27 protein-coding genes are annotated in these 23,229 nt (G+C 74.3%); 16 read left to right on the top strand and 11 right to left on the bottom strand.

What is annotated here, in order from left to right; genetic code table 11:
- The first annotated feature begins 93 nt into the window (after positions 1–93).
- The 3 genes from ACQP6G_RS04400 to ACQP6G_RS04410 are packed head-to-tail and all read left to right on the top strand — an operon-like array spanning position 94 to position 3,289.
- On the top strand, positions 94–1,461 hold the full coding sequence (locus tag ACQP6G_RS04400; protein WP_429762991.1) for an ABC transporter substrate-binding protein: 1,368 nt from the start codon (positions 94–96) through the stop codon (positions 1,459–1,461).
- Complete coding sequence (locus tag ACQP6G_RS04405; RefSeq protein ID WP_429762992.1) at positions 1,458–2,411, top strand: carbohydrate ABC transporter permease; 954 nt, start codon at positions 1,458–1,460, stop codon at positions 2,409–2,411. The genes ACQP6G_RS04400 and ACQP6G_RS04405 overlap by 4 nt, the downstream gene beginning before the upstream one ends.
- A 2-nt stretch (positions 2,412–2,413) precedes the next feature.
- Positions 2,414–3,289 (top strand): carbohydrate ABC transporter permease, encoded by an 876-nt coding sequence (locus ACQP6G_RS04410; RefSeq protein WP_429762993.1) that lies wholly within the window; start codon positions 2,414–2,416, stop codon positions 3,287–3,289.
- Here the strand turns inward: ACQP6G_RS04410 and ACQP6G_RS04415 are convergent.
- Positions 3,282–3,992, bottom strand: a complete 711-nt coding sequence (locus ACQP6G_RS04415; RefSeq protein ID WP_429762994.1) for a GbsR/MarR family transcriptional regulator — start codon at positions 3,990–3,992, stop codon at positions 3,282–3,284. The genes ACQP6G_RS04410 and ACQP6G_RS04415 overlap by 8 nt on opposite strands.
- A 244-nt stretch (positions 3,993–4,236) precedes the next feature.
- Here ACQP6G_RS04415 and ACQP6G_RS04420 point away from each other — a divergent pair, with 244 nt between their 5' ends.
- Positions 4,237–4,902 (top strand): DUF4097 family beta strand repeat-containing protein, encoded by a 666-nt coding sequence (locus ACQP6G_RS04420; protein WP_429762995.1) that lies wholly within the window; start codon positions 4,237–4,239, stop codon positions 4,900–4,902.
- Between the two features lie 69 nt (positions 4,903–4,971).
- Positions 4,972–5,466: a pyridoxamine 5'-phosphate oxidase family protein gene (locus tag ACQP6G_RS04425; RefSeq protein WP_429762996.1), complete on the top strand. Its 495-nt coding sequence runs from the start codon at positions 4,972–4,974 to the stop codon at positions 5,464–5,466.
- A 7-nt stretch (positions 5,467–5,473) separates the two neighbouring features.
- Here ACQP6G_RS04425 and ACQP6G_RS04430 read toward each other — a convergent pair whose 3' ends face one another.
- Positions 5,474–5,764 (bottom strand): hypothetical protein, encoded by a 291-nt coding sequence (locus ACQP6G_RS04430; protein ID WP_429762997.1) that lies wholly within the window; start codon positions 5,762–5,764, stop codon positions 5,474–5,476.
- 391 nt (positions 5,765–6,155) lie between these two features.
- Positions 6,156–7,343 (bottom strand): PEP/pyruvate-binding domain-containing protein, encoded by a 1,188-nt coding sequence (locus ACQP6G_RS04435; RefSeq protein ID WP_429762998.1) that lies wholly within the window; start codon positions 7,341–7,343, stop codon positions 6,156–6,158.
- Between the two features lie 97 nt (positions 7,344–7,440).
- Between ACQP6G_RS04435 and ACQP6G_RS04440 the strand changes: the two genes are divergently transcribed.
- Both ACQP6G_RS04440 and ACQP6G_RS04445 read left to right on the top strand, forming a co-directional pair.
- Positions 7,441–7,884: a DNA-binding protein gene (locus ACQP6G_RS04440; protein ID WP_429762999.1), complete on the top strand. Its 444-nt coding sequence runs from the start codon at positions 7,441–7,443 to the stop codon at positions 7,882–7,884.
- Complete coding sequence (locus ACQP6G_RS04445; protein WP_429763000.1) at positions 7,881–8,534, top strand: helix-turn-helix domain-containing protein; 654 nt, start codon at positions 7,881–7,883, stop codon at positions 8,532–8,534. Before ACQP6G_RS04440 ends, ACQP6G_RS04445 begins: the two co-directional genes overlap by 4 nt.
- Before the next feature lie 21 nt (positions 8,535–8,555).
- Here ACQP6G_RS04445 and ACQP6G_RS04450 read toward each other — a convergent pair whose 3' ends face one another.
- Both ACQP6G_RS04450 and ACQP6G_RS04455 read right to left on the bottom strand, forming a co-directional pair.
- Positions 8,556–8,948 carry a YunG family protein gene (locus tag ACQP6G_RS04450; protein WP_429763001.1) on the bottom strand — a complete coding sequence of 131 codons (393 nt, stop codon included), beginning with the start codon at positions 8,946–8,948 and terminating at the stop codon, positions 8,556–8,558.
- Positions 8,949–8,997: 49 nt separating this feature from the next.
- Entirely contained in the window at positions 8,998–9,444 is a 447-nt protein-coding gene (locus ACQP6G_RS04455; protein WP_429763002.1) for a MarR family winged helix-turn-helix transcriptional regulator, read from the bottom strand.
- Positions 9,445–9,604: 160 nt separating this feature from the next.
- Here ACQP6G_RS04455 and ACQP6G_RS04460 point away from each other — a divergent pair, with 160 nt between their 5' ends.
- The 3 genes from ACQP6G_RS04460 to ACQP6G_RS04470 all read left to right on the top strand — a co-directional run bounded on the left by ACQP6G_RS04460 (position 9,605) and on the right by ACQP6G_RS04470 (position 12,552).
- Positions 9,605–10,804, top strand: coding sequence for an MFS transporter (locus ACQP6G_RS04460; protein WP_429763004.1), 1,200 nt, complete (start codon positions 9,605–9,607; stop codon positions 10,802–10,804).
- A gap of 43 nt (positions 10,805–10,847) precedes the next feature.
- Positions 10,848–11,678: an aldo/keto reductase gene (locus ACQP6G_RS04465; protein ID WP_429763005.1), complete on the top strand. Its 831-nt coding sequence runs from the start codon at positions 10,848–10,850 to the stop codon at positions 11,676–11,678.
- Between the two features lie 118 nt (positions 11,679–11,796).
- Positions 11,797–12,552 carry an SDR family NAD(P)-dependent oxidoreductase gene (locus ACQP6G_RS04470; RefSeq protein WP_429763006.1) on the top strand — a complete coding sequence of 252 codons (756 nt, stop codon included), beginning with the start codon at positions 11,797–11,799 and terminating at the stop codon, positions 12,550–12,552.
- Positions 12,553–12,570: 18 nt separating this feature from the next.
- On the opposite strand, the gene ACQP6G_RS04475 is transcribed toward ACQP6G_RS04470, so the two are convergent.
- Positions 12,571–12,960 carry a DMT family transporter gene (locus tag ACQP6G_RS04475; protein WP_429763007.1) on the bottom strand — a complete coding sequence of 130 codons (390 nt, stop codon included), beginning with the start codon at positions 12,958–12,960 and terminating at the stop codon, positions 12,571–12,573.
- A 1-nt stretch (position 12,961) separates the two neighbouring features.
- Positions 12,962–13,276 (bottom strand): DMT family transporter, encoded by a 315-nt coding sequence (locus ACQP6G_RS04480; RefSeq protein ID WP_429763214.1) that lies wholly within the window; start codon positions 13,274–13,276, stop codon positions 12,962–12,964.
- 100 nt (positions 13,277–13,376) lie between these two features.
- Here ACQP6G_RS04480 and ACQP6G_RS04485 point away from each other — a divergent pair, with 100 nt between their 5' ends.
- Positions 13,377–13,943, top strand: coding sequence for a TetR/AcrR family transcriptional regulator (locus ACQP6G_RS04485; RefSeq protein WP_429763008.1), 567 nt, complete (start codon positions 13,377–13,379; stop codon positions 13,941–13,943).
- Between the two features lie 12 nt (positions 13,944–13,955).
- Here ACQP6G_RS04485 and ACQP6G_RS04490 read toward each other — a convergent pair whose 3' ends face one another.
- The 4 genes from ACQP6G_RS04490 to ACQP6G_RS04505 all read right to left on the bottom strand — a co-directional run bounded on the left by ACQP6G_RS04490 (position 13,956) and on the right by ACQP6G_RS04505 (position 17,548).
- Positions 13,956–14,552, bottom strand: coding sequence for a TetR/AcrR family transcriptional regulator (locus ACQP6G_RS04490; protein ID WP_429763009.1), 597 nt, complete (start codon positions 14,550–14,552; stop codon positions 13,956–13,958).
- A gap of 50 nt (positions 14,553–14,602) precedes the next feature.
- A complete protein-coding gene (locus ACQP6G_RS04495) occupies positions 14,603–15,325 on the bottom strand; it encodes an ABC transporter ATP-binding protein (RefSeq protein WP_429763011.1) in 723 nt (240 codons plus the stop codon).
- On the bottom strand, positions 15,322–16,500 hold the full coding sequence (locus ACQP6G_RS04500) for an ABC transporter permease (protein WP_429763012.1): 1,179 nt from the start codon (positions 16,498–16,500) through the stop codon (positions 15,322–15,324). Before ACQP6G_RS04500 ends, ACQP6G_RS04495 begins: the two co-directional genes overlap by 4 nt.
- Positions 16,501–16,567: 67 nt before the next feature.
- Positions 16,568–17,548, bottom strand: a complete 981-nt coding sequence (locus ACQP6G_RS04505; RefSeq protein ID WP_429763013.1) for an ArsR/SmtB family transcription factor — start codon at positions 17,546–17,548, stop codon at positions 16,568–16,570.
- Between the two features lie 87 nt (positions 17,549–17,635).
- On the opposite strand from ACQP6G_RS04505, the gene ACQP6G_RS04510 reads away from it, so the two are divergent.
- The 5 genes from ACQP6G_RS04510 (at position 17,636) to ACQP6G_RS04530 (ending at position 23,216) form a co-directional block, all read left to right on the top strand.
- Complete coding sequence (locus ACQP6G_RS04510; protein ID WP_429763014.1) at positions 17,636–18,925, top strand: MFS transporter; 1,290 nt, start codon at positions 17,636–17,638, stop codon at positions 18,923–18,925.
- 110 nt (positions 18,926–19,035) lie between these two features.
- Positions 19,036–20,007, top strand: a complete 972-nt coding sequence (locus tag ACQP6G_RS04515; RefSeq protein ID WP_429763015.1) for a CorA family divalent cation transporter — start codon at positions 19,036–19,038, stop codon at positions 20,005–20,007.
- 60 nt (positions 20,008–20,067) lie between these two features.
- Complete coding sequence (locus tag ACQP6G_RS04520; RefSeq protein ID WP_429763016.1) at positions 20,068–20,805, top strand: response regulator transcription factor; 738 nt, start codon at positions 20,068–20,070, stop codon at positions 20,803–20,805.
- A 6-nt stretch (positions 20,806–20,811) separates the two neighbouring features.
- The gene (locus ACQP6G_RS04525) at positions 20,812–22,218 is read left to right on the top strand and encodes a sensor histidine kinase (protein WP_429763017.1); all 1,407 of its coding nucleotides are present in this window, start codon (positions 20,812–20,814) and stop codon (positions 22,216–22,218) included.
- Positions 22,215–23,216, top strand: a complete 1,002-nt coding sequence (locus ACQP6G_RS04530) for a TAXI family TRAP transporter solute-binding subunit (RefSeq protein ID WP_429763018.1) — start codon at positions 22,215–22,217, stop codon at positions 23,214–23,216. Before ACQP6G_RS04525 ends, ACQP6G_RS04530 begins: the two co-directional genes overlap by 4 nt.
- The last annotated feature ends 13 nt before the right edge of the window (positions 23,217–23,229 follow it).

Below are 23,229 nucleotides of genomic sequence, written 5' to 3' on the forward strand. Positions count from 1 at the left end.
CTGTCCATACAGATGAGCGCAGCGCAGCATCTCATCTGTGCGCGCCGGAGCTCGTCGAGACACACCGACAGGACCGACGACGTGAGGACAGCGATGTTCCGACCACGAACCCGGAGGCTCGCCGCCGCGGCCGGCGCCGCCGTCCTCGGGCTCTCCCTGGCCGCCTGCGCGGGGGCGGGCGCCGTCGGCGGGGGAGACGGCGAGCAGATCGTCGTGGCGATCGTCTCGAACCCGCAGATGCAGGACGCGATCTCCCTCCAGGACGAGTTCCGCAAGGAGCACCCCGGCATCGACGTGCGCTTCGTGTCCCTGCCGGAGAACGAGGCCCGCGCCAAGATCACCGCGTCCGTCGCCACCGGCGGCGGGGAGTTCGACGTCGTGATGATCTCCAACTACGAGACGCCGATGTGGGCCGAGAACGGCTGGATCGAGAACCTGCAGCCGTACGCCGACGCCACCGAGGGCTACGACCCGGACGACTTCGTGCCCAGCGTGCGGGAGGCGCTGTCGGTGGACGGCGACCTCTACTCGGTGCCGTTCTACGGCGAGTCGTCGTTCCTCGCCTACCGCAAGGACCTCTTCCAGCAGGCGGGCCTCACCATGCCGGACCGTCCCACCTGGGACGACGTCCGCGAGCTGGCCGCCGAGCTCCACGACCCCGCGCAGGACTTCGCGGGCATCTGCCTGCGCGGGCTGGCCGGGTGGGGCGAGGTCATGGCCCCCATGACGACAGTGATGAACACCTACGGCGGGCAGTGGTTCGACGAGGGCGGGAACGCCCGCCTCGACTCGCCCGAGGTGCGCGAGGCCGTCGAGACGTACGTCGACACCGTGCAGCAGTACGGGCAGCCTGGCGCCGCGACCTCCGGCTTCGGCGACTGCCTCACCCGGTTCGCGCAGGGCCAGGCGGCCATGTGGTACGACGCGACGTCGATGGTCTCGTCGATCGAGGACCCGGCGTCGTCGACCGTGGCGGGCAAGACGGGCTACGTGCCCGCGCCGGTGAGCGAGACCGACGCGGCCGGCTGGCTGTACTCCTGGTCCCTGGCGATCCCGTCCACCAGCGAGCACAAGGACGCCGCCTGGGACTTCGTGTCGTGGATGACCGACAAGGACTACATCACGCTGGTCGGCTCCACGCTCTCCTGGGAGCGGGTGCCGCCTGGCAGCCGGCTGTCCACGTACGAGATCCCGCAGTACGCGGAGGTCTCGGAGGCGTACGCCGACGCGACCCTCACCGCGATGAGCGAGGCCACCCAGGAGAAGACGATGGTGGCGCCCGTGCCGTACCCGGGCATCCAGTTCGTCGGCATCCCCGAGTTCCAGGATCTCGGCACCCGCGTAGGGCAGCAGATGTCGGCCGCGATCGCGGGGCAGAAGTCGGTGGCGGACGCGCTGGAGCAGTCGCAGCAGTACGCCGAGACCGTCGCCGAGACGTACCGCAAGGAGAACGAGCGATGACCGCCGTCACCACGCAGGCCGGGAACCTGCGGCGCGCGCAGGCCCAGCGCGCCGCCCGCGCGGACAAGCACCGGTACTCCCGCGCCGAGCGGTGGCGCCGCCGCGGGCCGCTGCTGCCGGCGCTGGTCTTCACGATCGTCGTCACGCAGATCCCGTTCCTCGTGACGATCTGGTACTCGCTGCACTCGCGGAACCTCTTGCGCCCCGACTCCGACCTCTTCGTCGGGCTCTCGAACTATCTCGACATCGCGCGCGACTCGGTGTTCCGCCAGACGGCGCTCAACTCGGTGGTCATCACCCTCGGCTGCGTGCTGGTCGCGATGGTGCTGGGCATCGTGCTCGCGATCCTGCTCGACCGGCCGTTCCGCGGCCGGGGCGTGGCGCGCACGCTGCTCATCACGCCGTTCCTCATCATGCCCGTGGCCAGCTCGGTGCTGTGGTCGATGGCGATGCTCAACCCGACGTACGGGCTGTTCAACTGGACGCTCGGGCTGGTGGGCATCGACCCCGTCGACTGGACCTCCACGTACCCGATCGTCGCGATCCTCATGGCCCTGGTGTGGCAGTGGACGCCGTTCATGATGCTGCTCGTCCTGGCCGGGCTGCAGGCCCAGCCGAAGGACGTGCTCGAGGCCGCCGCGATGGACGGCGCCGGCTGGTGGCGCACCTTCGGGTCGATCACGCTGCCGCAGCTGCGCCGGTACATCGAGCTGGGCGTGCTGCTCGGGATCATCTACGTGGTCAACACGTTCGACCAGATCTACCTCATGACCGCCGGCGGCCCCGGGACGGCCAGCGCCAACCTGCCGTTCTACATCTACCAGCGCGCCTTCCTCGGCTTCGACGTCGGGCAGGCCGCCGCGATGGGCGTCGTCGTCGTCATCGCCACGATCATCGTCGCCTCCGCCGCGCTGCGGCTCATCTTCCGCAGCTTCGACGTCAAGGAGTGAGCATGACCGCCACCGAAACGGCCCCGCGCACGCCTGTCGCCCCGTCCGCGGCCGCGCGCCGCTCAGGCCGGAGCAGCGTCACCGGGGGGCTGCTCACCACCCTCACCTGGATCCTCGCGCTCGGGTTCTTCTTCCCCGTCCTGTGGATGGCGATGACGGCGTTCAAGCAGGAGAACCAGGCGTCGTCCGACCCGCCCACGTGGTTCTTCACCCCGACGCTCGACCAGTTCCAGGCGGTGGTCGGGGAGTCCGGCACGTACGTCGCGAACTCGGCGATCGCCACCGGCGTCTCGACCGTCCTCGTGCTGCTGCTCGGCATCCCCGCCGCGTACGCGCTGTCGATCCGGCCGGTGGAGAAGGTCAGCGACGTGCTGTTCTTCTTCATCTCCACCAAGATGCTGCCGGTCGTGGCCGTCATCGTGCCGATCTACGTCATCGCCGGGCAGCTCAAGGTGCTCGACAACATCTGGACGCTGGTCGTGCTGTACACGGCGATGAACCTGCCGATCGCGGTGTGGATGATGCGGTCGTTCTTCCAGGAGATCCCCGCCGAGGTGCTCGAGGCGGCCGCCGTCGACGGCGCGGGGCTGATGAAGACGCTGCGGTCCGTGCTCATCCCGATGGTCGCGCCCGGCATCGCCGCGACGGCGCTCATCTGCGTGATCTTCGCGTGGAACGAGTTCTTCTTCGCGCTCAACCTCACCGCGTCGCGCGCCGCCACCGTGCCGATCTTCATCGTCTCGACGATGACGAGCGAGGGCCTGTTCCTCGCGCGGCTCTGCGCCGCCGCGCTGCTCGCGTCGCTGCCGGTGATCCTCGCCGGGTGGATCGCGCAGAAGCAGCTGGTGCGCGGCCTGTCGATGGGCGCGATCAAGTAGCCGGGCCGGTGTGCAGCAGGTCGCGGGCCTGCTCGGCCGCGCGGGTGATGCTGTCGGCGACGAAGTCGATGAAGCGGGCCATGTTCTCGAGGCGCGCGCCCGCGGCGGAGTCGCGGCCCAGGACGTCGACCCCCTGCCGGGCGGTGGCGGCGAGCGCGGCGTTGGAGCGCGCGGCGGCGATCATCGACTGGTACCAGGCGTCGCCGTCGGCGGCGTAGCGCTCGCGGCGCCCGTCCTCGCGCTCGCGGCGGATCAGCCCCAGGTTCTCCAGCAGCGCGACCGCCTTGGACACCGACGCCGGGCTCACCTGCAGCCTCTCGACCAGCTCCGCCGCGGTGAGGCTGCCCGAGTCCGCCAGGTACAGCCGCGTGAGCACGGCCGCGGCCATGCGGGGGAGGCCGGACTGCATGAGCAGCGTCGTGAACGTCTCCTCGTACTCCCGCAGGGCCGCGTCGTCGGTCGCGGCCCCCGAGCCGGACGTCGCGCGCGGCGAGGCGGGACGACGACGGTGCGCGCGCTGCTGGGTGGCGCGCTGGGCGAGGTCGGCGCGGTAGCCGCCGGGGCCGCCGTTGCGCATCACCTCGCGCGTGACGGTCGACGTCGGGCGGTCGAGCCGGCGGGCGATCTCGGCGTACGCGAGGTCGTCGGCGAGGCCCAGCGCGATCTGCTGGCGCTCCTGGGCGGTGAGCCGGCCTCCCGGCATGGCGTCCTCCTGGGGTCGGGCCCGGGGTCGGGCCGGGTGCCACGTTACGTTCACTTCGGGTCAGGTGCAACGGGCTCAAGCGCGGTGGTTGCGTTGATGTTCAGGCCTGGTGCAACGATATTGGCATCGTGACCTGCGCAAACGGTCTTCTGATGCAACATTGCTCTTGCCCGATCTACGAACGCAACGTAGCGTTTCGTATGTCAGAAAGTCACCGCACCGACCATCGCAGGAGCTGAGAACGATGCAGAACTTCGCCACCCCCGCCCCCGTCTCCGCCGTCGTCGACGTCCCGGCCGGGCGCCTCACCTTCGTCGCCGCCGACCGGTCCGACACCACGGTCGAGGTGCGGCCCGCCGATGCCTCGAAGCGCCGCGACGTCGAGGCCGCCGAGCAGACCACCGTCGCGTACGCCGACGGCGTCCTGCGCGTCGCGGCGCCCGACGGGCACCGGGCCTTCGGGCCCTCCGGCTCGGTCGAGGTCACGGTGCAGCTGCCCGCAGGGTCCGCGGTCGAGGTCACTGCGGCGAGCGCCCCGCTGCGCGGCGTCGGGCGCCTGGGCGCCGTCGTCGTCGAGACCGCGCACGGTGACGTCAAGATCGACGAGGCGGCGAGCGCCCGCCTCGCCACGCAGGCCGGCGACATCACCGTCGGCCGGCTCACCGGCCCCGGCACGCTGAGCACCGCGAAGGGCGACCTCCGCGTGGAGGAGGCCGTGCAGGGTGCGCTCGACCTGAGCACCCAGGCCGGCGACGTGACCGTGGGCGTCGCGTCCGGCGTCACCGCGTCGCTCGACGCGGGCACGACGCTGGGCCGCATCAACAACTCGATCACGAACAGCGGCGGCGACGTCCAGGTCGCGATCCGCGCCACCACCACGATGGGCGACGTGTCGGCGCACAGCCGCTGAGCCGACCGCCGCAGGATCCCGGACCCGCCGGGCCGACGAGTTCCGTCGGCCCGGCGGGTCTGTCCTGTCATGACCCCCACCGGAACCCTCGACGCCCGCTTCAGCGAGGCCACCGCGCCCACCCCCTGGCCGGAGGTCGAGGCCGCGCTGACGGCCGCGACCCTGTACCGGCTCGTCACCGTCCGGGCGGGCGGCCGCCCGCACGTCACGCCGCTCGTCGGGCTGTGGACCGACGACGGCTTCGTCTTCTGCACCGGCCCCGGCGAGCAGAAGGCCCACAACCTCGCACACAGTCCGCACGTGGCCGTGACGATCGGGTCCCCGGAGTGGGACGCCGGGCTCGACGTCGTCGTGGAGGGCGTCGTCGTCCGCGCGACCGGCGAGCCGGAGCTCCGCCGGCTCGCCGACGGCTTCCGCGCCAAGTACGGCGACGCCTGGGACTTCGAGAACGACGACGAGTCCTTCGACCCGCACGGCCAGCGCGCGCTCGTCTACCGGGTCGTCACCGACAAGGTGCTCGCGTTCGCCAAGTCGCCGCACGGGCAGACGAGGTTCCGCCCCTGACGTCGCGTCACGGCGCCAGGTCGGGGTCCAACGGGAGGGTGAGCGCCGTGCCGCACTCGCCGACCCCGTCGAGGACGGTGGCGGCCCACCCCTCGGCGAGCTCGTCGTGCGTCACGAGGGTCTCCGACCGGAGCGTCGTGGGCGTGCCGCCGGCCGCGTCCTGCGCCGGTTCCGGCCAGGATCCGTCGGCCCAGAGCGGGTCGCCGTCGTCAGGGACGGTCGTAGCGGGCTCGTCGTCGGCGGCGCGGGCCTCGAGGGTGGGGGTGCCGGTGGGCTGCGTCGGCCAGTCGGCGGGCACGGTCCACCGCGCGCCGAGGCGCCACGTCGTCGTGGCGTTGCGGTGGATGCCCAGCCGTGACTCCCAGCTCTCCGCGCGCTGCGCGACGATCGTCGCCGACGCCGAGACGTCGACGCTCTCGGCGTCCAGGCCGCGCCGCCCGCCCCGCCGGGCTCGCCCAGGCCCGGGAGCGCGGCGAGGGTCGGCGCGGCGCCCGTCGCGAGGAAGGCCACCGCCGCCACGAGCGCGGAGTCGAGGAGCGCCGCCAGCACCCGCAGGCCCCACGCCGCCGGCGGCGACGTCGTGAACGGGTTGAGGGCGTGCTCGACGCGCGAAGGCGCCGTCGTCGTCATGTCCGGATCGTTCCATGACCGTGCGGCGGCGTCCACGGGATGTCCAGCCCGTGCCCAGGTCACTGGCGCGCGACGGTCCCCGCGTCGCCGTCCACGACGACCGCGCCGGCGTCGCGCAGGGCGTCGGTCGCCGCGGGCACGCCGAGCACGGCGGGCAGCCGCAGCTCGCGCGCGACGATCGCCGCGTGCGACAGCAGCCCGCCCGTCTCGGTGACAACGGCGGCGACGACGTCGAACAGCGGCGTCCACGCGGGGTCCGTCTCGCGGCACACCAGCACGTCGCCGGGCCGGACCGCGCCGAAGTCGTCCGGTCCGCGCACCACCCGCGCCGGCCCGCTCGCCCGGCCGCCGCTCGCCCCGGTGCCCCGCAGCACCCCGTCGTCGCTGTGAGCGGGAGCCTGGCCCCGTCCTGCCCCTCGATCAGGGCCGATCTCCCGCTCGCAGCGGTCGACGGGGAGGGCGGCCGTGACCGGGCGGGCCTGCAGCAGCCAGGCCGTGCCGGCGTCGTCCACCGCCCACTCGACGTCCTGCGGGCCGCCGCGCAGGTCGGCGACCTGTCGCCCGAGCGCGGCGAGGCGCAGCACGGCGTCGTCGTCGAGGCAGGGGCGGTCGCGGTCCGCCGCCGGGACGTCGCGGGTCCTGGTGCCGCCGGGGGAGCGGTCCACGCGGGTGCGCTTGTCGCCGGTGCGGTGCTCGACGACGCGCCCGGCGACGACGGTCCACCGGTCGGGGTCGACGGTGCCCTGCACCACGCTCTCGCCCAGCCCCCAGGAGCCCTCGACGACGGTGCGCCCGCCGCCGGTGAACAGCACCCCCGCCGCGCGGGCGTCGACAAGCCGCTGCACGACGACGGCGACGTCGGCGGCGGGTGTTCCGGCAGCCGGTGCGCCGCTCGTCGCCGCCCGGTAGGCGGTGACCCGTGGCCCGACGGCCGACGCCCGGCAGGCGAGCAGCGCCGCGACGACGTCGCTCGCGCCGGTGACGCCGAGCACCGTCTCGTACTGGCCCGCAGCCGAGGCCCTGGGCCCGTCCTCGTCCGTCGCGGACGACCGCACGGCCACGGCCGAGCGCCGCCCCAGCGCGTCGAGCGCCCCGTCGACGGCGGCCCGCAGGTCGACATCCTCGAGCGAGGGCGGGACGACGACACCGACCGGTACCGGCAGCCCGGCCCGCCGCAGCGCGCCCAGGCCGGCCGCCTTGGCGCCGTGCGCCGCCGTCGCGGCGTCGAGCGGCACGACGGTGTCCATGCCGCACCTCCGTCCCCTGACCTTCGTCCCCGCCGCCGCCATGGCGCGACATCAACACATCATTGACAACAGTTCGTTGATGGTGCACGGTCGCGGGATGGAACGCAAGACCCGCCCGGACGACCGTGCCGCCGGCCAGGCCGCCGACCACGAGCGCGACCAGGGTGACGCCGACGCCGAGGCGCGCGCCCGGCGCGTGCTGCTCGGCCTCGGCGCGGACAAGCTGACCTCGCGCCCGTGGCAGCCGGGCGCGGTGCCGCCGTCGGCGACGGACCTGGTACGGCACTACCTGTGGCGCTCGGCAGGCGGGACGCTCACCGCCGAGGAGGATGCCGCGGGGGCGCTCGCGGCCCTCGCGCTGGTGCCCGCCGCGCGCGCCGAGGCCGAGCAGCTCGAGACGGCGGCCCTGTTCTCCGCGCGCGCCGCCGGTCACACCTGGGGGCGGATGGCGGGTGCGCTGGGGCTGGGCTCCCCGCAGGCGGTGCAGCAGCGGCTCGACCGGCTCGTCGCGAGGTCCGCGGGAGCGGGGGAGGCGCCGTGAGCCGCGTGTCGGAGCCTGGGCTCCTCGTGCTGCACGCCGTCCGCGTGCGGGGCTCGGCGGACGCCGCGGCCGTCGCCGGGCGGTCGGGGCTCACGGTCGACGTCGCCCGCGAGCACCTGCTCGACCTCGAGGCGTTCGGCCACGTGACCTGGGCGGAGTTCGCCGGGACCGGCGGCTGGTCCCTCACCGAGCGCGGTCGGGCCGAGGGGGAGCGGCGCCTCGCGGCGGAGCTCGCTGCCGACCCGACCGGGCGGGCGTCCGCCGTCGTGCGCGCGGCGCTCTCGACCTTCGACCCGCTCAACGCCCGGCTGCTGCAGGCCTGCACGGACTGGCAGCTGAGGCCCGCCGCGGGCGGCCGGCTGGACCTCAACGACCATCGCGACGCCGCCTGGGACGCCCGCGTCCTCGACGAGCTGGGGGCCGTCGCCGCCGAGGCGCGGCCGCTGCTCGCCGGGCTCGCGGCGGAGCTCGACCGGTTCGCGGGCTACGGCGTGCGGCTCGACGACGCCCTGGCGGCGGCGCGGGGTGGCGACGGCACGCGCGTGGCCGGGATCGGCGCGGCCTCCGTCCACGGGGTGTGGATGGAGCTGCACGAGGACCTGCTCGCCACGGTGGGGATCCCGCGCGGCGCGGTCGAGCCGCGCCCCTGAGGGGCAGGTCCCGCACTCGGCTCAGCGCTCGGACGCGGCGCCCAGCGCGGCGAGGACCCGGTCGCGGAGGAGCTCGTACTGCTCCCGGTGGTAGCGGGGTGCGTCCGGTGGCCTGACGACCACCGTGCCGCCGACGACCGTCTCCTCGGGGCGGAACTGGTCCGCCGTGAGGTCGACGTCCGTACCGTCCGGCAGCCGGTTCCAGTAGTGGTGGCCGATCTGCGCCCCGTCGACGTGGACCTCGGCGAGGACCAGGTCGCCGCCGAGGACGTCCTGGACGACCAGTGCGGTCATGCCGCACTGGTCGCGCGAAGGGTGCTCGGGGGTCCACTCGGCGCTCATGTGCGGGTAGCAGGTGTCGGGGCCCCAGGCGGCGAGGAAGTGTTCACGCAGCTCATCGACGGTGATCGGCATCCCCGCAGCGTGGCACCGGGCACCGACACGCCTCGGGGGGGCGTCGCCGTCAGACCGCGGCGACCTCGTGCAGCGACGACGCGAGCGGCGCGATCTCCGGGATGTCCTCGGCACGCGTGAGCGCCTCCTCGAGCGCGCGGTCGTGCGTGGGCCGGGCCCGCTTCAGCAGGGCGCGACCGGCGGGCGTGAGCTCGGTGTAGATGCCCCGGCGGTCGTCGGCGCACAGGATGCGCGTGAGCAGGCCGCGGTCCTCGAGGCGTGTGACGAGGCGCGTCGTGGCGCTGTTGGACAGCGCGGCGGCGCGCGCGAGCTGCTGCATGCGCATGTGCCAGCCGTCCTGGCGGCTCAGCGCGTCGAGCACGGTGAACTCCACGACGGAGAGCTGGTGCTCCTTCTGCAGCGCGCGTTCCAGGTCCGTCTCGATCAGCCCGTGCAGCGCGGCGAGCGTGCGCCAGCCGCGCGCGCGGATCTCGACGGCGTCGTCGGCGATTCCCATCTCGGCCTCCTCGCGGGCCTCGTCGTCGGGCCCGGTGTCCCGTCGTCCGGGTCACAGCATAGCGCCTTGCGCCGATATAACGCGTGTGCAACTATCTAGAACGTTGCGCGTGCAACTACTGCGTGCGCAACGTTCCCCTCTCCCGACCCTGGAGGCCTCGATGCCTGCCGCGCTGTACGCCCTCGCCCTCGGGGGCTTCGGCATCGGACTCACCGAGTTCGTCATCATGGGCCTGCTGCCGGAGGTGGCCGCCGACTTCGGCGTCACCGAGCCGGTGGCCGGCTACCTCATCTCCGGCTACGCCCTGTCCGTGGCCGTCGGCGCCATCGCCATGACGGCCGCGCTGTCCCGCATGCCGCGCAAGCGGGCGCTCCTGCTGCTCATGGTCCTGTTCATCGTCGGCAACCTGCTGTGCGCCGTCGCCCCCACCTACGGCATGACGATGGTCGGCCGGGTCGTCGCGGCACTGTGCCACGGCGCGTTCTTCGGGATCGGCGCGGTCGTCGCGGCCGACCTCGTCCCGGCGAACCGTCGTGCGGCCGCCATCTCGATCATGTTCGCGGGCCTCACCGTCGCGAACGTCGCCGGGGTGCCGCTCGGCACCTTCCTCGGCCAGGCGGCGGGCTGGCGCGCCACGTTCTGGGCCGTCACCGCCGTGGGCGTGCTCGGCCTGGTCGGCATCGCCGTGCTCGTGCCCCGCACCGAGCACCGCTCCGCCGGCTCCGTGCTGTCGGAGTTCCGCATCTTCCGCGGCCGCCAGGTCTGGCTGTCGATGGCGGTCACGGTGCTCGGCTACGGCGGCATGTTCGGCGCCTTCAGCTACATCGCGTTCACGCTCACCGGGGTGAGCGGGTTCAGCAGCGCCGCCGTCCCGTGGCTGCTCGTCGTGTTCGGCGTCGGCACGGTCACGGGCAACGTGCTGGGCGGTCGCGCCGCCGACCGGAACCTCGTCAAGGCGCTCGTCACCGTCATCGCGGTGCTGGCCGTCGTCCTCGTCCTCTTCGCCCTCACCGCGCAGAGCAAGGCCGCGACCGTCGTCGGCCTGCTGCTCATGGGCGGCTTCGGCTTCGCGACCGTGCCCGCGCTGCAGACCCGCATCATGCGGTACACGGACGCCGCGCCGACGCTCGGCTCCGGCGCCAACATCGCCGCGTTCAACGTCGGCAACGCGTTCGGCGCCTGGGCGGCCGGCCTCGCCCTCGCCGCCGGCGCGGGGTACACCTCGCCCCTGTGGGTCGGCGCGGCCGTCACCGTCGCCGGGCTCGGCGTCCTGCTGGTCGCCGTCCGCACCCGTGGCGGCGAGCTCGCCCGCCCCCGTGCCGCCGAGCGAGAGCGCGAGCTCGCGCCGACCGCCGTCTGACATCCCCAGAGCCCAGCACCGCACCACCGGAAGGACCCTCCTCATGACCGCGAACGTCCCCACCGTCTCCCTCGCCGACGGCACCGCCATGCCCCAGCTCGGCTTCGGCGTCTTCCAGGTGCCCGACGCCGAGACCACGGCCGCGGTGAGCGCCGCGCTCGACGCGGGCTACCGCAGCATCGACACGGCCGCCGTCTACGGCAACGAGCGCGGCGTCGGCCGCGCCCTGGCGGAGTCGGGCGTCGCCCGCGGCGACCTGTTCGTCACCACCAAGCTGTGGATCGACCGGCTGGGCCGCGCCGCCGCCCGCGAGGGCCTCGAGCAGAGCCTCGAGAAGCTCGGCCTCGACCGCGTGGACCTGTACCTCATCCACTGGCCGACCCCCGCCACGGACGACTACCTCGACGCCTGGCAGGGCCTGGAGGACCTGCGCGCCGCCGGCCTCGCGACGTCGATCGGCGTGTCCAACTTCCTGCCCGGGCACCTCGACCGCGTCGCCGCCCTCGGCGGCAGCACCCCGGTCGTGAACCAGGTGGAGCTGCACCCCGCGCTGCAGAACCGCGACACCGTCGCGGCGAACGCCCGCCACGGCGCGGTGACCGAGGCGTGGAGCCCGCTGGCGCAGGGCGCCGTGCTGGGCGACGCGCCCGTCGTCGACGCCGCCCGCGCGCACGGTGTCACGCCCGCCCAGGTGGTGCTGCGCTGGCACCTGCAGCAGGGCCGCGTCGTCATCCCCAAGTCGGTGACGCCCGCGCGCATCGCCGCGAACGTCGACGTCTTCGGCTTCGACCTCACGGACGCCGAGCTCGCCGCCATCGACGGGCTGGAGCGCGACGGCCGCACCGGCCCGCACCCGGCGTCCTTCAACGGCTGACCACCCAGAGTGCTGTGAGCGGGCGTTTGGCCCCGTTTCCCTGGGGAAACGGGGCCAAACGCCCGCTCACAACGCGTCTAGGCTGAGACGGCATCCCTGACCGTCCCGAGGAGGACCCATGCCGAGCAGCGCCCGCGTCGCCGTCGTCACCGGAGCCAGCAGCGGGATCGGCGCCGCCAGCGCGCGCGCCCTCGCGGCGGCGGGCTTCCACGTGGTCCTCGGCGCCCGCCGCATGGACCGCCTCGAGCAGGTGGCCGCCGAGACCGGCGGCACCGCGCTGCCCCTCGACGTCACGGACGACGCGTCCGTCGCAGCGTTCGCCACGGCCGTCGAGGAGAAGCTCGGGCGCTGCGACCTGCTCGTCAACAACGCCGGCGGCGCGCTCGGGACGGAGTCCGTGGCGGACGCCGACCTCGCCGACTGGCAGCGCATGTACGACATCAACGTGCTCGGCACCGTCCGCGTCACCAAGGCGCTGCTGCCGAGCCTGATCGCCAGCGGCGACGGCCAGGTCATCACCATCGGCTCCATCGCGGGCCGCGAGCCCTACAAGGGCGGCGCCGGCTACAACGCCGCGAAGCACGCCGAGGCCGCGCTCACCCGGGTGCTGCGCCTCGAGCTGCTCGGCCAGCCGGTGCGGGTCAGCGAGATCGACCCGGGCATGGTGCACACCGACTTCTCGCTGGTCCGGTTCAAGGGCGACCAGGAGAAGGCCGACGCCGTCTACGCCGGCGTCGAGCCGCTCACGGCCGAGGACGTCGCCGAGACGGTGGCGTGGATCGCCACCCGCCCGGCCCACGTCAACGTCGACCAGGTGCTGCTCATGCCGCGCGACCAGGCGGCGGCGCAGGTGGTCCACCGCCGAGAGGTCTGACGCCTCGGCCGCAGCTCCTCACTCGTCCGATCCGCCGCGGGCGTGCCCGCCGTCGCCGACCACCTTGAGGCCGATGGCGCAGCCGATGATGCCGACGAGGAACAGGGCCTTGAGGAGCGACGCCGTCTCGGCGCCCGTCACCATCGCCCAGGCGACGGTGAGCGCGGCGCCGACGCCGGTCCAGATGGCGTAGGCCGTGCCGATGGGGATGTGCTTCGCGGCGTAGCCCAGGCCGAGCATGCTCAGCGACAGTGCGACGACGAAGACGATCGTGTCGGCCGGCACCGTGAAGCCGCGGCTGGCGTGCAGGGCTGTGGCCCAGACCGCCTCGAGGACGGCGCTGGCCAGCAGCACCACCCAGGCCACGGTCGTCACGTTCTTCCTCGCGTCCACGTTCTCGGCGCTCATGTCAGCTCACCACCTTGAGTCCCACGACCGACCCGACCAGGCCGACCAGCAGCAGCGCCCGCGCGACGGTCAGCCGCTCGTCGCCGCGGACGATGGCGACCAGCACGGTGAGGACCGCGCCGATGCCCACCCACACCGCGTAGGCCGTGCCCACCTCGATGGTGAGCATCGCGTGCGCGAGACCCCACATGCTCAGGGCCAGGCCGACGACGAACAGCACGGTCGGCACCGGTCGCTTGAAGCCGCGCGACGCGGCCAGCGCGGTCGCCCACACGGCCTCCATCACGCCGGCGGCGATGAGGATCAGCCAGTCCACGGCTCTCACTTCCCCTCGTTCGGGATCTGCTGGGAGTTTGTCGCACGATCGTGCGAAGACAGTTCTAGCACACTTCGCACGACTGTGCGAACATGGGCGCGTGCCCCAGAAGCTCGACCGTGACGAACGCCGCCGCCAGGTGTCCGAGGCCGCGTGGCGCGTCCTCGTGCGCGACGGCCTCGAGGCCCTGTCCGTGCGCAACGTGGCCGCGGAGGCCGGCCTGCCGCAGAGCTCGCTGCGCTACACGTTCCCCACCGTGGCCAGCGTGCGCGAGCGCGCCGTGGCGCTCGTCCTGGAACGGCTGCAGGAGCGCGTCGCCGCCGTCGACGTCGACGGCGCGAGCTGGTCGCGGGCGGTGCTCGCCCAGCTCCTGCCGCTGGACGCCGAGCGGCGCACCGAGATGGAGGTGTACCTCGCTCTCGGCACCGCGGCCATGACCGACCCCGCCCTGCGCGACGGCCACCGCGCGTCGCAGGACGCCATCCGCGACGTGTGCGCCCGCGCGCTGGCCGCCCTGACCGGGCGCGCGCCGTCCGGCGTCGAGGTGCGCGAGCTGCACGCGCTCGTCGACGGCCTCGCGCTGCACGTCGTGCGGCAGGACCCCGACGCCGACGCCGGATGGGCGCTGGACGTGCTCGACACGCACCTGGAGCGCGTCGCGGGCTGACGCGCGATGTGCTCAGTCCGTACCGTCGTCGGCCCTGTGCCGGGCGACGAACGGCCCCAGGAGGCCCTCGGTGCCAGCCCAGACCTCGTCGAGGGGCGCGCCGGACTCAAGCATCCTCGAGCCGGCGTTGACCACGGCGTTGACGAGCTCCGCGGTCCGGTCCGGCTGTGCCACGTCCAACGCGCGCAGGGTGTCGACCAGGGGCCGCAGGAGCTCGCGGTGCATCGCCCTCATCCCCTCGGCCACGGCGGGGGCGGGCCCCGCGCCGGCGAGCGCGGTGGCGAGGGCGTGCTCGCCCTCGGCGACGAGCTCGAGGTTGGTCCGCGCGTAGGCGAGCACCCGGCCCGCGTCGTCGTCGGCGTCATCCATGGCCGTCGCGACCGTCGCCGCCCACCGGGGGAAGACGTCCGCCACCATCGCGCGCAGGAGATCATCGGCGGAGCGGAAGTACTGGTAGATGCTCGGCCGGGCGAGGCCGGAGCGCTCGGCGAGCGCCGCGAACGTGGGTGGGCGGCCGGTCTCGGCGAGCAGGGCTCGCGCGGCGTCGAGGAGTGCCCGCTGCTGCGCTGCGCGGTGCTCGGCGACGGTGGGGGCGCTGATGCGCGGCACGGGCACTCCTCCTCGCGGGTGCCCTGGGCCTGCGGCCCGGGGCGTGACGGTCAGTCGACCAGTCTCCCATCCTCCATCCGCACCACCCGGTCGCAGTGCTCCAGCACGTCGTGGTCGTGCGTGACCATCACGGTCGCGACGCCGTGCTCGTGCGTCTCGGCCGCGAGCAGCTCGACGACGTCGTGGCTGCGCGCGCGGTCGAGCGCCGCGGTCGGCTCGTCCACGAGCAGGAGCGCCGGGGTCGTCACCAGCGCACGGGCGATGCCGACGCGCTGGCGCTCGCCTCCGGACAGCTCGTGCGGCCGGCGGCCGGCCTTTTGCGCCATGCCGACCTGTTCCAGGAGCTCGAGCGGCGACCGCGCAGAACCTGCGACCTTGCGCCCCGTGGCGTGCAGAGCGAAGCGCAGCTGGTCGACCGCCGTGAGTGCGGGCAGGAGGTTGCCCGACTGGAACACGAAGCCGATCCGCTCGCGACGCAACCGGGCCTGGCGGGAGACGGGGAAGGCGCCGACGTCCTCGCCGTCCACCAGGACGGTGCCGGAGTCCGGCCGGGTCAGCGCCCCGGCGACGGCGAGCAGGCTCGATTTCCCGGCGCCGGACGGCCCGACGACGGCGAGGAGCTCGCCCGCCGGGACGGTGAGGTCGACGTGGTCCAGCGCCTTCACCGTGCTGTCGCCGTCGCCGAGGGTGAGCGTGACGTCGGCCAGCCGGAGGCCGTCGCCCGCGGCGGAGCGCCGCTCGGTGGTGATGGTGGTGGGGGCGGGCTGGGTCATCGCTGTCCTCCGAGGGCAGTGAGCGGGTCGACGCGGGCGATGCGGCCGACGGCTGCGGCCGCGCCGAGAAGTCCGAGCGCGATCAGCAGCGCGGCGGCGGACGCCACCGGCACGGGCTCGAGCGAGAACGGCATGGGGGTGGACGTCAGGAGCGCGCCGAAACCGACCCCGATGCCCATGCCCACCGCGGTCGAGCCGACGAGGACGACCGCGGCCTGCCCCAGGGCGTCGCGAACCAGGTAGCCGGTGCGGGCGCCCATGGCGCGGGCGACGGCGATCTCGTGCCGGCGCTGGATGGTCCACACCGTGAAGAACGCGCCGACCACGAGGGCCGAGATCGCGTACAGGAACGTCTGGATGAGGTTGAGCGTGAGGGTCTCGGCCGCGTACCCCGGCGAGCCCTCGAACGAGTCCTCGAGGAGCACGGCAGTCGTGCCGGTGCCGGTGCCGGCGGTCGCGAGGTCGATGTCGGCACCGTCGGACTCCTTCAGCGCCACGGCGGTCGCCTCGTCGTAGTCGTCGGGGCGCACGTCGTCGCCGGGCCCGGCGCCGGCGTGGATCTCCTGCCAGGTGGCGAGGGGGACGTACGCGACGTCCACGTGCCCGTAGGTGTGCTGGCCGTCAAGGACGCCGACGATCCTCAGCTCGGTGCCGAGCCGGTCGACCGTGACGGTGTCGCCGACGCCGAGACCGAGGTCGGTCACGGTCTCGCTGACGACGATCCCGTCGCGCTGCCCGAGCCCTGCGCCCTGCGCGACGAGGTTGGGAGGGGGTGCGAGGAAAGAGTCGGGCTCGACGCCGAAGAGGGCCAGGTCGACCGCCTCGCCGTCGGGGCCCTCCGCGTTGACGAGCTGGTTCCCGAACAGTGCGGCGTCGGCCACGCCGTCCTGCTGTGCCCATCGGGCCACCTGGTCCCGCTCTACCGTGCTGCGCGAGAACGCGGAGTCGACGGGGGTGCCCTCGTCGAAGGCGAACGCCGTCACGGGCAGCTTCTTCAGCCCGGAGACGCCGTCGTTCACGAGTCCCGAGGAGAGTCCCGAGAGGATGACGACGAGGATCGCGACGAGGGCGACGACACCTCCCATCAGACCGAACCGTGCTCGCGCGAACAGCAGCTCGCGCCACGCCAGAAACATCGTGCTCCCTTCCGCGCCGACCCGAGTTGTCGACGTCATGTCGGGAACGATAGCAACGCGGTGTCGGGAAACTGTCGAGATGCGGGAGCTCAGGCTGTGGGTTTGGTCACCGGACCTCGCGTCCGTCGCCCACCAGCGCGTCGCCCACCTCCGACCGCAGGTACAGCACGGACCGGCCGGAGCGGGCGGAGGTCAGCAGGCCGGCGTCGCGCAGCACGCGCAGGTGCTGGTTGACGGCGCTGGTCGTGACGTCGAGGCGGCGGGCGAGCTCGGTGGACGACGCCGGCTGCTCCAGGGCCGTGAGGAGCCCGGCCCGCGCGCGGCCCAGGACCGCGACGAGGGCGTCGCCCGCCACGTGTCGCTCGGCCTGCCACAGCGTGCCCGTACCGCGCGCGCCGTACATGATCATGGGCGGCTCCTCCGGCGAGATCGGGGCCGACGCCGCGCGGGTGAACAGGGTGGGCACGAGCGTGAGCCCCGCGCCGGTGGTGGAGCGGCGGAACTCCCCGCTGAGCGTCCCGAGGCGGACGCTCACCACGCCGTCGGCGAACGAGACCCGCGGGGAGAGGTCGGCGAACATCGCGCCCGCGCCCCGCGCCGAGATCACGGTGCCGCGGTGCACGACGTCGGCCTGCAGCACGGCGCGCATCCGCGGCCAGACGGGCGCGAAGCAGGCGTCCCAGTAGCCGGTGAGCGCGTCGAGCATCCGGCGTCGTACGCGGGGGAGCGGGCCGCGCAGCGGGGCGGGCAGGCCGCCCGGGTGCACCGCGGCGAGGTCGTGCACCACCACCGTGTCGTCGACGGCGGCCACGCCGGCGAGCTCGTCGTCGAGCCGGGTGAGCGGGCTGCCCGGGCGCGGCGTGAGGAAGTCCGGCGTCCACATCACCTCGTTGGTCAGCGCGAGCAGCATCTCCCCGTCGAGGGTCGGCCGGGCCTCCTGCACGCGACGCAGCCACGGCAGGTGCACGGGGAAGCGGCCGGGGTCGCGCCACGCGCGCAGCGACAGCACCAGCTCGTTCAGCGGGGAGACGGCGAAGCGGACGTCGGCGAGGTCCATGCCGGCCAGCTCGTAGTGCATCCACCCCATCAGCGGCTCCGTCCCATCGTGTGAGCATAGATGTAGTGCAGCGCTACATCCGTTCCGGGTGCGGACCCACGGGTCCCTACTGGTGCCGTGATCCAGACCCTCCTGCCGCGGGACCCCGTGGCGCGCGCACTCACCGTCTCGACCATGGCCTTCGCCGCGTCGACGGGGATCTTCTACACCGTCTCCGTCCTGTACTTCACGCGCGTGGTCGGGCTGCCCGCGACCACCGTCGGGCTCGGCCTCGGCATCGCCGGCGGCGCGGGCGTGCTCGGGTCCTACCTCGCCGGGCGCTGGTCGGACCAGCGCGGCGCGCACCGCGTGCAGGTGTGGGGCCTGCTCGCGCAGGCGCTGGCGCTGGCGGCGTACTCGTTCACCTCCGACGCGGTGAGCTTCACCGCCGTCGCCGTCGTCGTCAGCGCGGGACGCGGCGTGCAGTCCACCGCCCGGCAGGCTCTGCTGGCGCGGTGGTTCACCGGTCCCGAGCGCGTCGACGTCCGCGCCCGGCTGCGCGTCGTGACCAACGTCCTCATCGGGCTCGGCACGCTGGCCGCCGCCGTCGCGCTGCTGGTGGACACCGCGGCCGCGTACCGCACCGCGATGGTCGCGACGGCGGTGCTGCTGCTCGGCGCCGTCGTGCCGCTGGTCCGCCTGCCGCGCCGGGTGCCCGAGCTGGCCGCGCGGATGCTCGCCGACGCGCCCGTCGCCGACACCCCGGCCGCCGCCGCGGCCGACGACGCCGCGCACCGGGCCGCGCCCGGGGTGCACCCGCTGCGCGACCGCACGTACGTCGCCAGCGTCGTGCTCAACGCCGTCGTGGCCATGCAGTTCGGCGTCATGACCGTGGGCGTGCCGCTGTGGGTCGCGACCACCGACGCGCCGACCGCCGTCGTGTCCGCGCTGCTGGTGGTCAACACGGCGCTGGTGGCCCTGCTCCAGGTGCGCGCGTCCCGCGGCACGCACGAGGTGCGGGCGGCCGGCCGGGCCGTGCGCCGCGGCACGCTCCTGCTGGCCGGCGCCTGCGTGCTGTACGCCGCGGCCGGGCACGGCAGCCTCGTCGCCGCGACCGCGCTGCTGCTGCTCGCCGCCGTCGCGCACTCGCTCGGCGAGGTGCTGTCCGAGGCCGGTGGGTGGGGCATGGCGTTCGAGCTCGCCGACCCGCGCCGCGCCGGCGCCTACCAGGGCCTGTCGCAGACCGGCTACGCGCTCGCCGGGATGGTCGCGCCGGTCGTCGTCACCGCGCTGCCCATCCGGTTCGGCACGCCCGGCTGGCTCGCGCTGGGCGCGATCTTCGTCGCCGCCGGCGTCGGCGCGGCGTGGGTGGCGCGGCGGGCGGCGGACGTCCGGCCGGTGGACGACGTCGTCTCCGCCGCCGTCTGACGCTCGCGGCGGCAGCTCGAACTGCCGCGGCGGGCCCGAACTGCCGCCGTGACGCCTGCTCGGACGGCGCCCGGCGCGCCCTTCGGCCCGGTTCGTCCGAGAATGCGGGTGTGACGGACGAGGGCACGACGACGCGCGAGTGGTTCGTCGGGACGCACGGCGCGCCGTCGGAGACGGCGGACGACGACCACCCGGCGCGCTGGCTGCACGTCACGGACAAGGCGTCGTTCCTTGCCGCGGCGGAGGAGATCGATCCCGCGCTGCGGGAGCGGCTGGCGCAGGTGCACGTCGTCGCGCGGGACGTGCCGAAGCGGCCGGCGGCCGCCGTGCGCTGGCTCGACGACGACTGGGTGGCGGTGCTGACCCCGACGGTCTGGTTCACGGAGGACGACCGGCAGGTGCACACCGGTGAGCTGGGCGTGCTCGCCAGCCCGGACGCGGTGCTCACGTTCGAGGCGGGCGAGGCCGGGGTGCACGACCACGCGCTGGACCGGTTGCGCGGCCCGGGCCCGGCGCACGGGTCGGGGGCGCAGCGGGTGACGCTCGCCGTCGTGCTGGGCCTGGTGGGCGTGGCGTCGGAGGTGGAGGTGGCGCTCGGGGACGCCGTCGCGGACACCGAGCGCGTCGTCTTCGACCGCACCACGGCGGACCCGGTGCAGCGCCTCTACGACCTCAAGCGGGAGATCACGGAGGCGCGGCGCGCGCTGCTGCCGGTGTCCGCGGAGCTGCCCGAGCTCACCTCCGACGAGCGCCGCGTCGTCGCCGACCGGCGCACGCTGGAGCGGGTGGCGTCGACGGTCGAGCGCATCGACCGGCACCTCGACGCCCACGACGACCTGCTCTCCGACATGCTCCAGGTGCACCTGTCGCAGGTGTCGGTGCGGCAGAACGAGGACATGCGCAAGATCTCGGCGTGGGCGGCGATCCTCGTGTACCCCACGGTGATCGCGGGGATCTACGGCATGAACTTCAGCCACATGCCCGAGCTGCACTGGCTGCTCGGCTACCCGTTCGCGCTGCTCCTCATGGCGGTCGGCTGCGTGGTGCTCTACCGCGTCTTCCGCCGGGTGGGCTGGCTCTGACCCCGGAGCGACGCTCCGCTACCCTGGCGCCCTCGAAGCGCCCGACGGAGGGACGGTCCCGTGCAGCTGCTCGTGGTCGAGGACGACGACCATGTCGCCGGCGCGCTCGTGTCCGTGCTCGGACGGCACGGCCACGAGGTGGTCCGCGCGCGCGACGGCGCGTCCGCGCTGCGGGAGCTGAGCCCCCGCACCGACATGGTGCTGCTCGACCTGTCCCTGCCCGACATCGACGGGTTCGAGGTCTGCCGCCGCATCCGCCGCGTCTCGGACACCCCGATCATCATGGTCACCGCGCGCACCCGCCTCGACGCGCGCATCCGCGGCCTCGAGCTCGGCGCCGACGACTACGTGACCAAGCCGTACGACGTCCGCGAGGTGCTCGCGCGCATCGACGCCGTCATGCGCCGCGGCCGCGGCCGCGAGTGGGACGGTGCCCGCGCGGAGGCATCCGACGCGCGCGTCCGCGTCCGCGGGCTGGTGGTGGACCTCGCGCGGCGCGAGGTGCGTCGCACCGGCGACCTGGTGGGCAGCACGGTGGGCACCGTCGTCGAGCTGACCCGCAAGGAGTACGACCTGCTCGCGCTGCTGGTGCGCCAGCAGGGCTCGGTGCTCACGCGCGAGCGGATCCTGCGCGACGTGTGGGGCTCCAGCTGGAAGGGCCTGGGCCGCACGCTCGAGGTGCACGTCGCGTCGCTGCGCCGCAAGCTCGGCGTGCCCGACGTCGTGGAGACGGTGCGCGGCGTGGGCTACCGGGTGGCGGCGCCCGACGGCGGCGGGCCCACGGTCGCGGGGGCGTAGACGTCGATGCGGACCCGCCTGGCGATCATCCTGTTCGTGCCCTGCGTGCTGGTGCTGGCGCTGCTCGGCACCGCGTACGCGGGCAACGTCGCGCGGGCGAACCAGCAGGGGGTCTACCTGGACCGGCTCGCGGACGCGGGCTACCTGGTCATCACCGCCCGGCAGTCGCTGGCCGCGGACGACCCGGCGATCGTCGAGGGCGACCTCGACCGCTACCGCGAGGTGTACGGGGTCGCTGCCGCCGTCGTCGACCAGTCGGGCGTCACGTGGGCCACGAACGGGCTCGACCCGCAGGAGGTGGACGAGCGGCAGGCGGCGCTCGCGGGCCGCCGCGGGGAGGCGGACCTCAGCTCGCTGCCGTGGAAGGCCGACCGGGTGGTGGTGGCCGAGCCCGTGTACGACGGCGGCGACCTGGTGGGCGCCGTCGTCACCGTGTCCGACGCGGACGAGGTCTCCCGCAGCATCTGGTCGAGCTGGGGCATCCTCGTCGCCGCGGGGCTGGCCATGTGCGTGCTGGCCGTCGTCATCGCGCACCGCACCGCGGGCTGGGTGCTGCGGCCGGTGCGCGCCGTCGACACCGCGATGGGCGAGATCGGCCGCGGGCGGCTCGACGCCCGCATCCCGCCGTCCACGGGCCCGCCCGAGCTGCGCGAGGTCATCACCCGGTTCAACGCGATGGCCGGCCAGGTGGAGCACTCCATGCACCGGCAGCAGGAGTTCGTCTCGAACGCGTCGCACGAGCTGCGCAACCCGCTCAACGCGCTCATGCTCCGCGTCGAGGACCTCGCCCTGTCGACGCCGCCCGAGCACGCCACGGAGGTGGCGCACGTGCGCGCGGAGGCGGTCCGCATGGCGCACATCCTCGACGCCCTGCTGCTCCTGGCCGACGACGCGAACCTGGCCGCGGGCGCGCACCCGCTGGACGTCGCCGGGCTCGTCGCGCGGCGCGTGGAGAGCTGGCGGCTGGTCGCGGTCGGGCGCGAGCTGACGTTCGCCGACCCGGGCGACGGCGCGTGGGCCGAGCTGAACCCGATCGTGCTCGAGTGCGCGTTCGACGCCGTCCTGGACAACGCGGTGAAGTTCTCGCCCGACGGCGGCCGCGTCGACGTCTCGGTGACGGCCCCCGCCGTCCCGGGCGGCGCCGTCGAGGTGGTGGTGCGCGACCACGGCGCGGGCGTCCCGCCCGAGGAGCTGGACCGCCTCGCGGAGCGGTTCTGGCGCTCGCCGGGCCACAGCACCGTGCGCGGCTCCGGGCTGGGCCTCGCCATCGCGTCGGAGCTGCTCGCCACGGGCGGCGGCGGGCTGCGCCTGGGCCTGCCGGACGGCGGCGGCCTCGAGGTGCGGCTGCGCGTGCCCGCGCTGGCGACGGTCGACGGCGCGCCCCTCGACCCCGCGGCGGAGGTGACGCCGTGAGGGCCGGGTCGACCGCGGGCCGGTCGCGGGCGGCTCGCCTCGCGACGCTGCTGGTCACGGCGCTGGTGGCGCTGCCGTTGCTCACCGCGTGCGTGGGCGACGACGGCGCCGGCGACCCGTGGGACGGGCAGCGCCCCGACGCGCTCACCGTGGCGACCGGCGGCTCCACCGGCATCTACCACGCGTACGGGACGGCGCTGGCGCAGGTGCTCGAGGACCGCTACGACGTGCCGGTCGTGGTCGACGAGTCCGGGGGGTCGGTGGAGAACCTCGACAGCCTCGACGCCGGCACGGCGCAGGTGGCGTTCAGCGCCGCCGACGCCGCGCGGGACGCCGTCGCGGGCGAGGGCGAGTTCGACGAGCCGCTCGAGGTGCGCGCCCTGGCCCGCGTGTACGACGACTTCCTCCACCTCGTCGTGCCGGCGGGCTCCCGGGTCCGCACCATCGACGACCTTCGGGGCAGGCGCGTCTCGCTCGGCGCGCCGCAGTCCGGCACGGCCCTCATCGCCCACCGGCTGCTCATGGCGGCCGACGTGCCCGCCGAGGACCTCACCGACGTGAGCCTCGGCCTCGACGGCTCGATCGAGGCGCTGCGCGCGGGCGAGATCGACGCGTTCTTCTGGTCCGGCGGGCTGCGCACCCCGGGCCTGACGGCGCTCGCCGACGACGTCCCGGTGCGCCTCGTGCCCCTGGGCGACCTGGTCGAGGACGTGCGGTCCCGGTACGGCAGCGGCTACCGGCACGGCATCGTGCCCGAGGGCATGTACGGGTCGTCGCGGGCGGTCGAGACGCTCGCGGTGCCGAACTTCCTCATGGTGCGCGCCGACATGCCGGACGCCGAGGCCCGCACCCTGGTGTCCACCCTGTTCGACGCGAGGGGTCAGATCGCGGAGCAGGTGCCGTCGGCGGCGAACCTCGACCGGGTGCGGGCGATCTTCACCGACCCGGTCGAGCTGCACCCCGGCGCGCTGCGGTACTACCGCGTCACGAAGGACTGACGGTCCCGCGGCG

This window comes from Isoptericola nanjingensis (assembly GCF_050311635.1).
Taxonomy (GTDB): Bacteria; Actinomycetota; Actinomycetes; order Actinomycetales; family Cellulomonadaceae; genus Isoptericola; species Isoptericola nanjingensis.

Excerpts from the sequence above, each read along its gene's own strand:
- ACQP6G_RS04415 (WP_429762994.1), bottom strand. The coding sequence starts at position 3,992 with ATGCCGGGAGGCCGGCTCACCGCCCAGGAGCGCCAGCAGATCGCGCTG.
- ACQP6G_RS04435 (WP_429762998.1), bottom strand. The coding sequence starts at position 7,343 with ATGGACACCGTCGTGCCGCTCGACGCCGCGACGGCGGCGCACGGCGCC.
- ACQP6G_RS04475 (WP_429763007.1), bottom strand. The coding sequence starts at position 12,960 with ATGAGCGCCGAGAACGTGGACGCGAGGAAGAACGTGACGACCGTGGCC.
- ACQP6G_RS04450 (WP_429763001.1), bottom strand. The coding sequence starts at position 8,948 with ATGCCGATCACCGTCGATGAGCTGCGTGAACACTTCCTCGCCGCCTGG.
- ACQP6G_RS04405 (WP_429762992.1), top strand. The coding sequence starts at position 1,458 with ATGACCGCCGTCACCACGCAGGCCGGGAACCTGCGGCGCGCGCAGGCC.
- ACQP6G_RS04455 (WP_429763002.1), bottom strand. The coding sequence starts at position 9,444 with ATGGGAATCGCCGACGACGCCGTCGAGATCCGCGCGCGCGGCTGGCGC.
- ACQP6G_RS04465 (WP_429763005.1), top strand. The coding sequence starts at position 10,848 with ATGACCGCGAACGTCCCCACCGTCTCCCTCGCCGACGGCACCGCCATG.
- ACQP6G_RS04400 (WP_429762991.1), top strand. The coding sequence starts at position 94 with ATGTTCCGACCACGAACCCGGAGGCTCGCCGCCGCGGCCGGCGCCGCC.
- ACQP6G_RS04420 (WP_429762995.1), top strand. The coding sequence starts at position 4,237 with ATGCAGAACTTCGCCACCCCCGCCCCCGTCTCCGCCGTCGTCGACGTC.
- ACQP6G_RS04525 (WP_429763017.1), top strand. The coding sequence starts at position 20,812 with ATGCGGACCCGCCTGGCGATCATCCTGTTCGTGCCCTGCGTGCTGGTG.
- ACQP6G_RS04470 (WP_429763006.1), top strand. The coding sequence starts at position 11,797 with ATGCCGAGCAGCGCCCGCGTCGCCGTCGTCACCGGAGCCAGCAGCGGG.
- ACQP6G_RS04460 (WP_429763004.1), top strand. The coding sequence starts at position 9,605 with ATGCCTGCCGCGCTGTACGCCCTCGCCCTCGGGGGCTTCGGCATCGGA.
- ACQP6G_RS04440 (WP_429762999.1), top strand. The coding sequence starts at position 7,441 with ATGGAACGCAAGACCCGCCCGGACGACCGTGCCGCCGGCCAGGCCGCC.
- ACQP6G_RS04495 (WP_429763011.1), bottom strand. The coding sequence starts at position 15,325 with ATGACCCAGCCCGCCCCCACCACCATCACCACCGAGCGGCGCTCCGCC.
- ACQP6G_RS04500 (WP_429763012.1), bottom strand. The coding sequence starts at position 16,500 with ATGACGTCGACAACTCGGGTCGGCGCGGAAGGGAGCACGATGTTTCTG.
- ACQP6G_RS04410 (WP_429762993.1), top strand. The coding sequence starts at position 2,414 with ATGACCGCCACCGAAACGGCCCCGCGCACGCCTGTCGCCCCGTCCGCG.
- ACQP6G_RS04425 (WP_429762996.1), top strand. The coding sequence starts at position 4,972 with ATGACCCCCACCGGAACCCTCGACGCCCGCTTCAGCGAGGCCACCGCG.
- ACQP6G_RS04505 (WP_429763013.1), bottom strand. The coding sequence starts at position 17,548 with ATGGGGTGGATGCACTACGAGCTGGCCGGCATGGACCTCGCCGACGTC.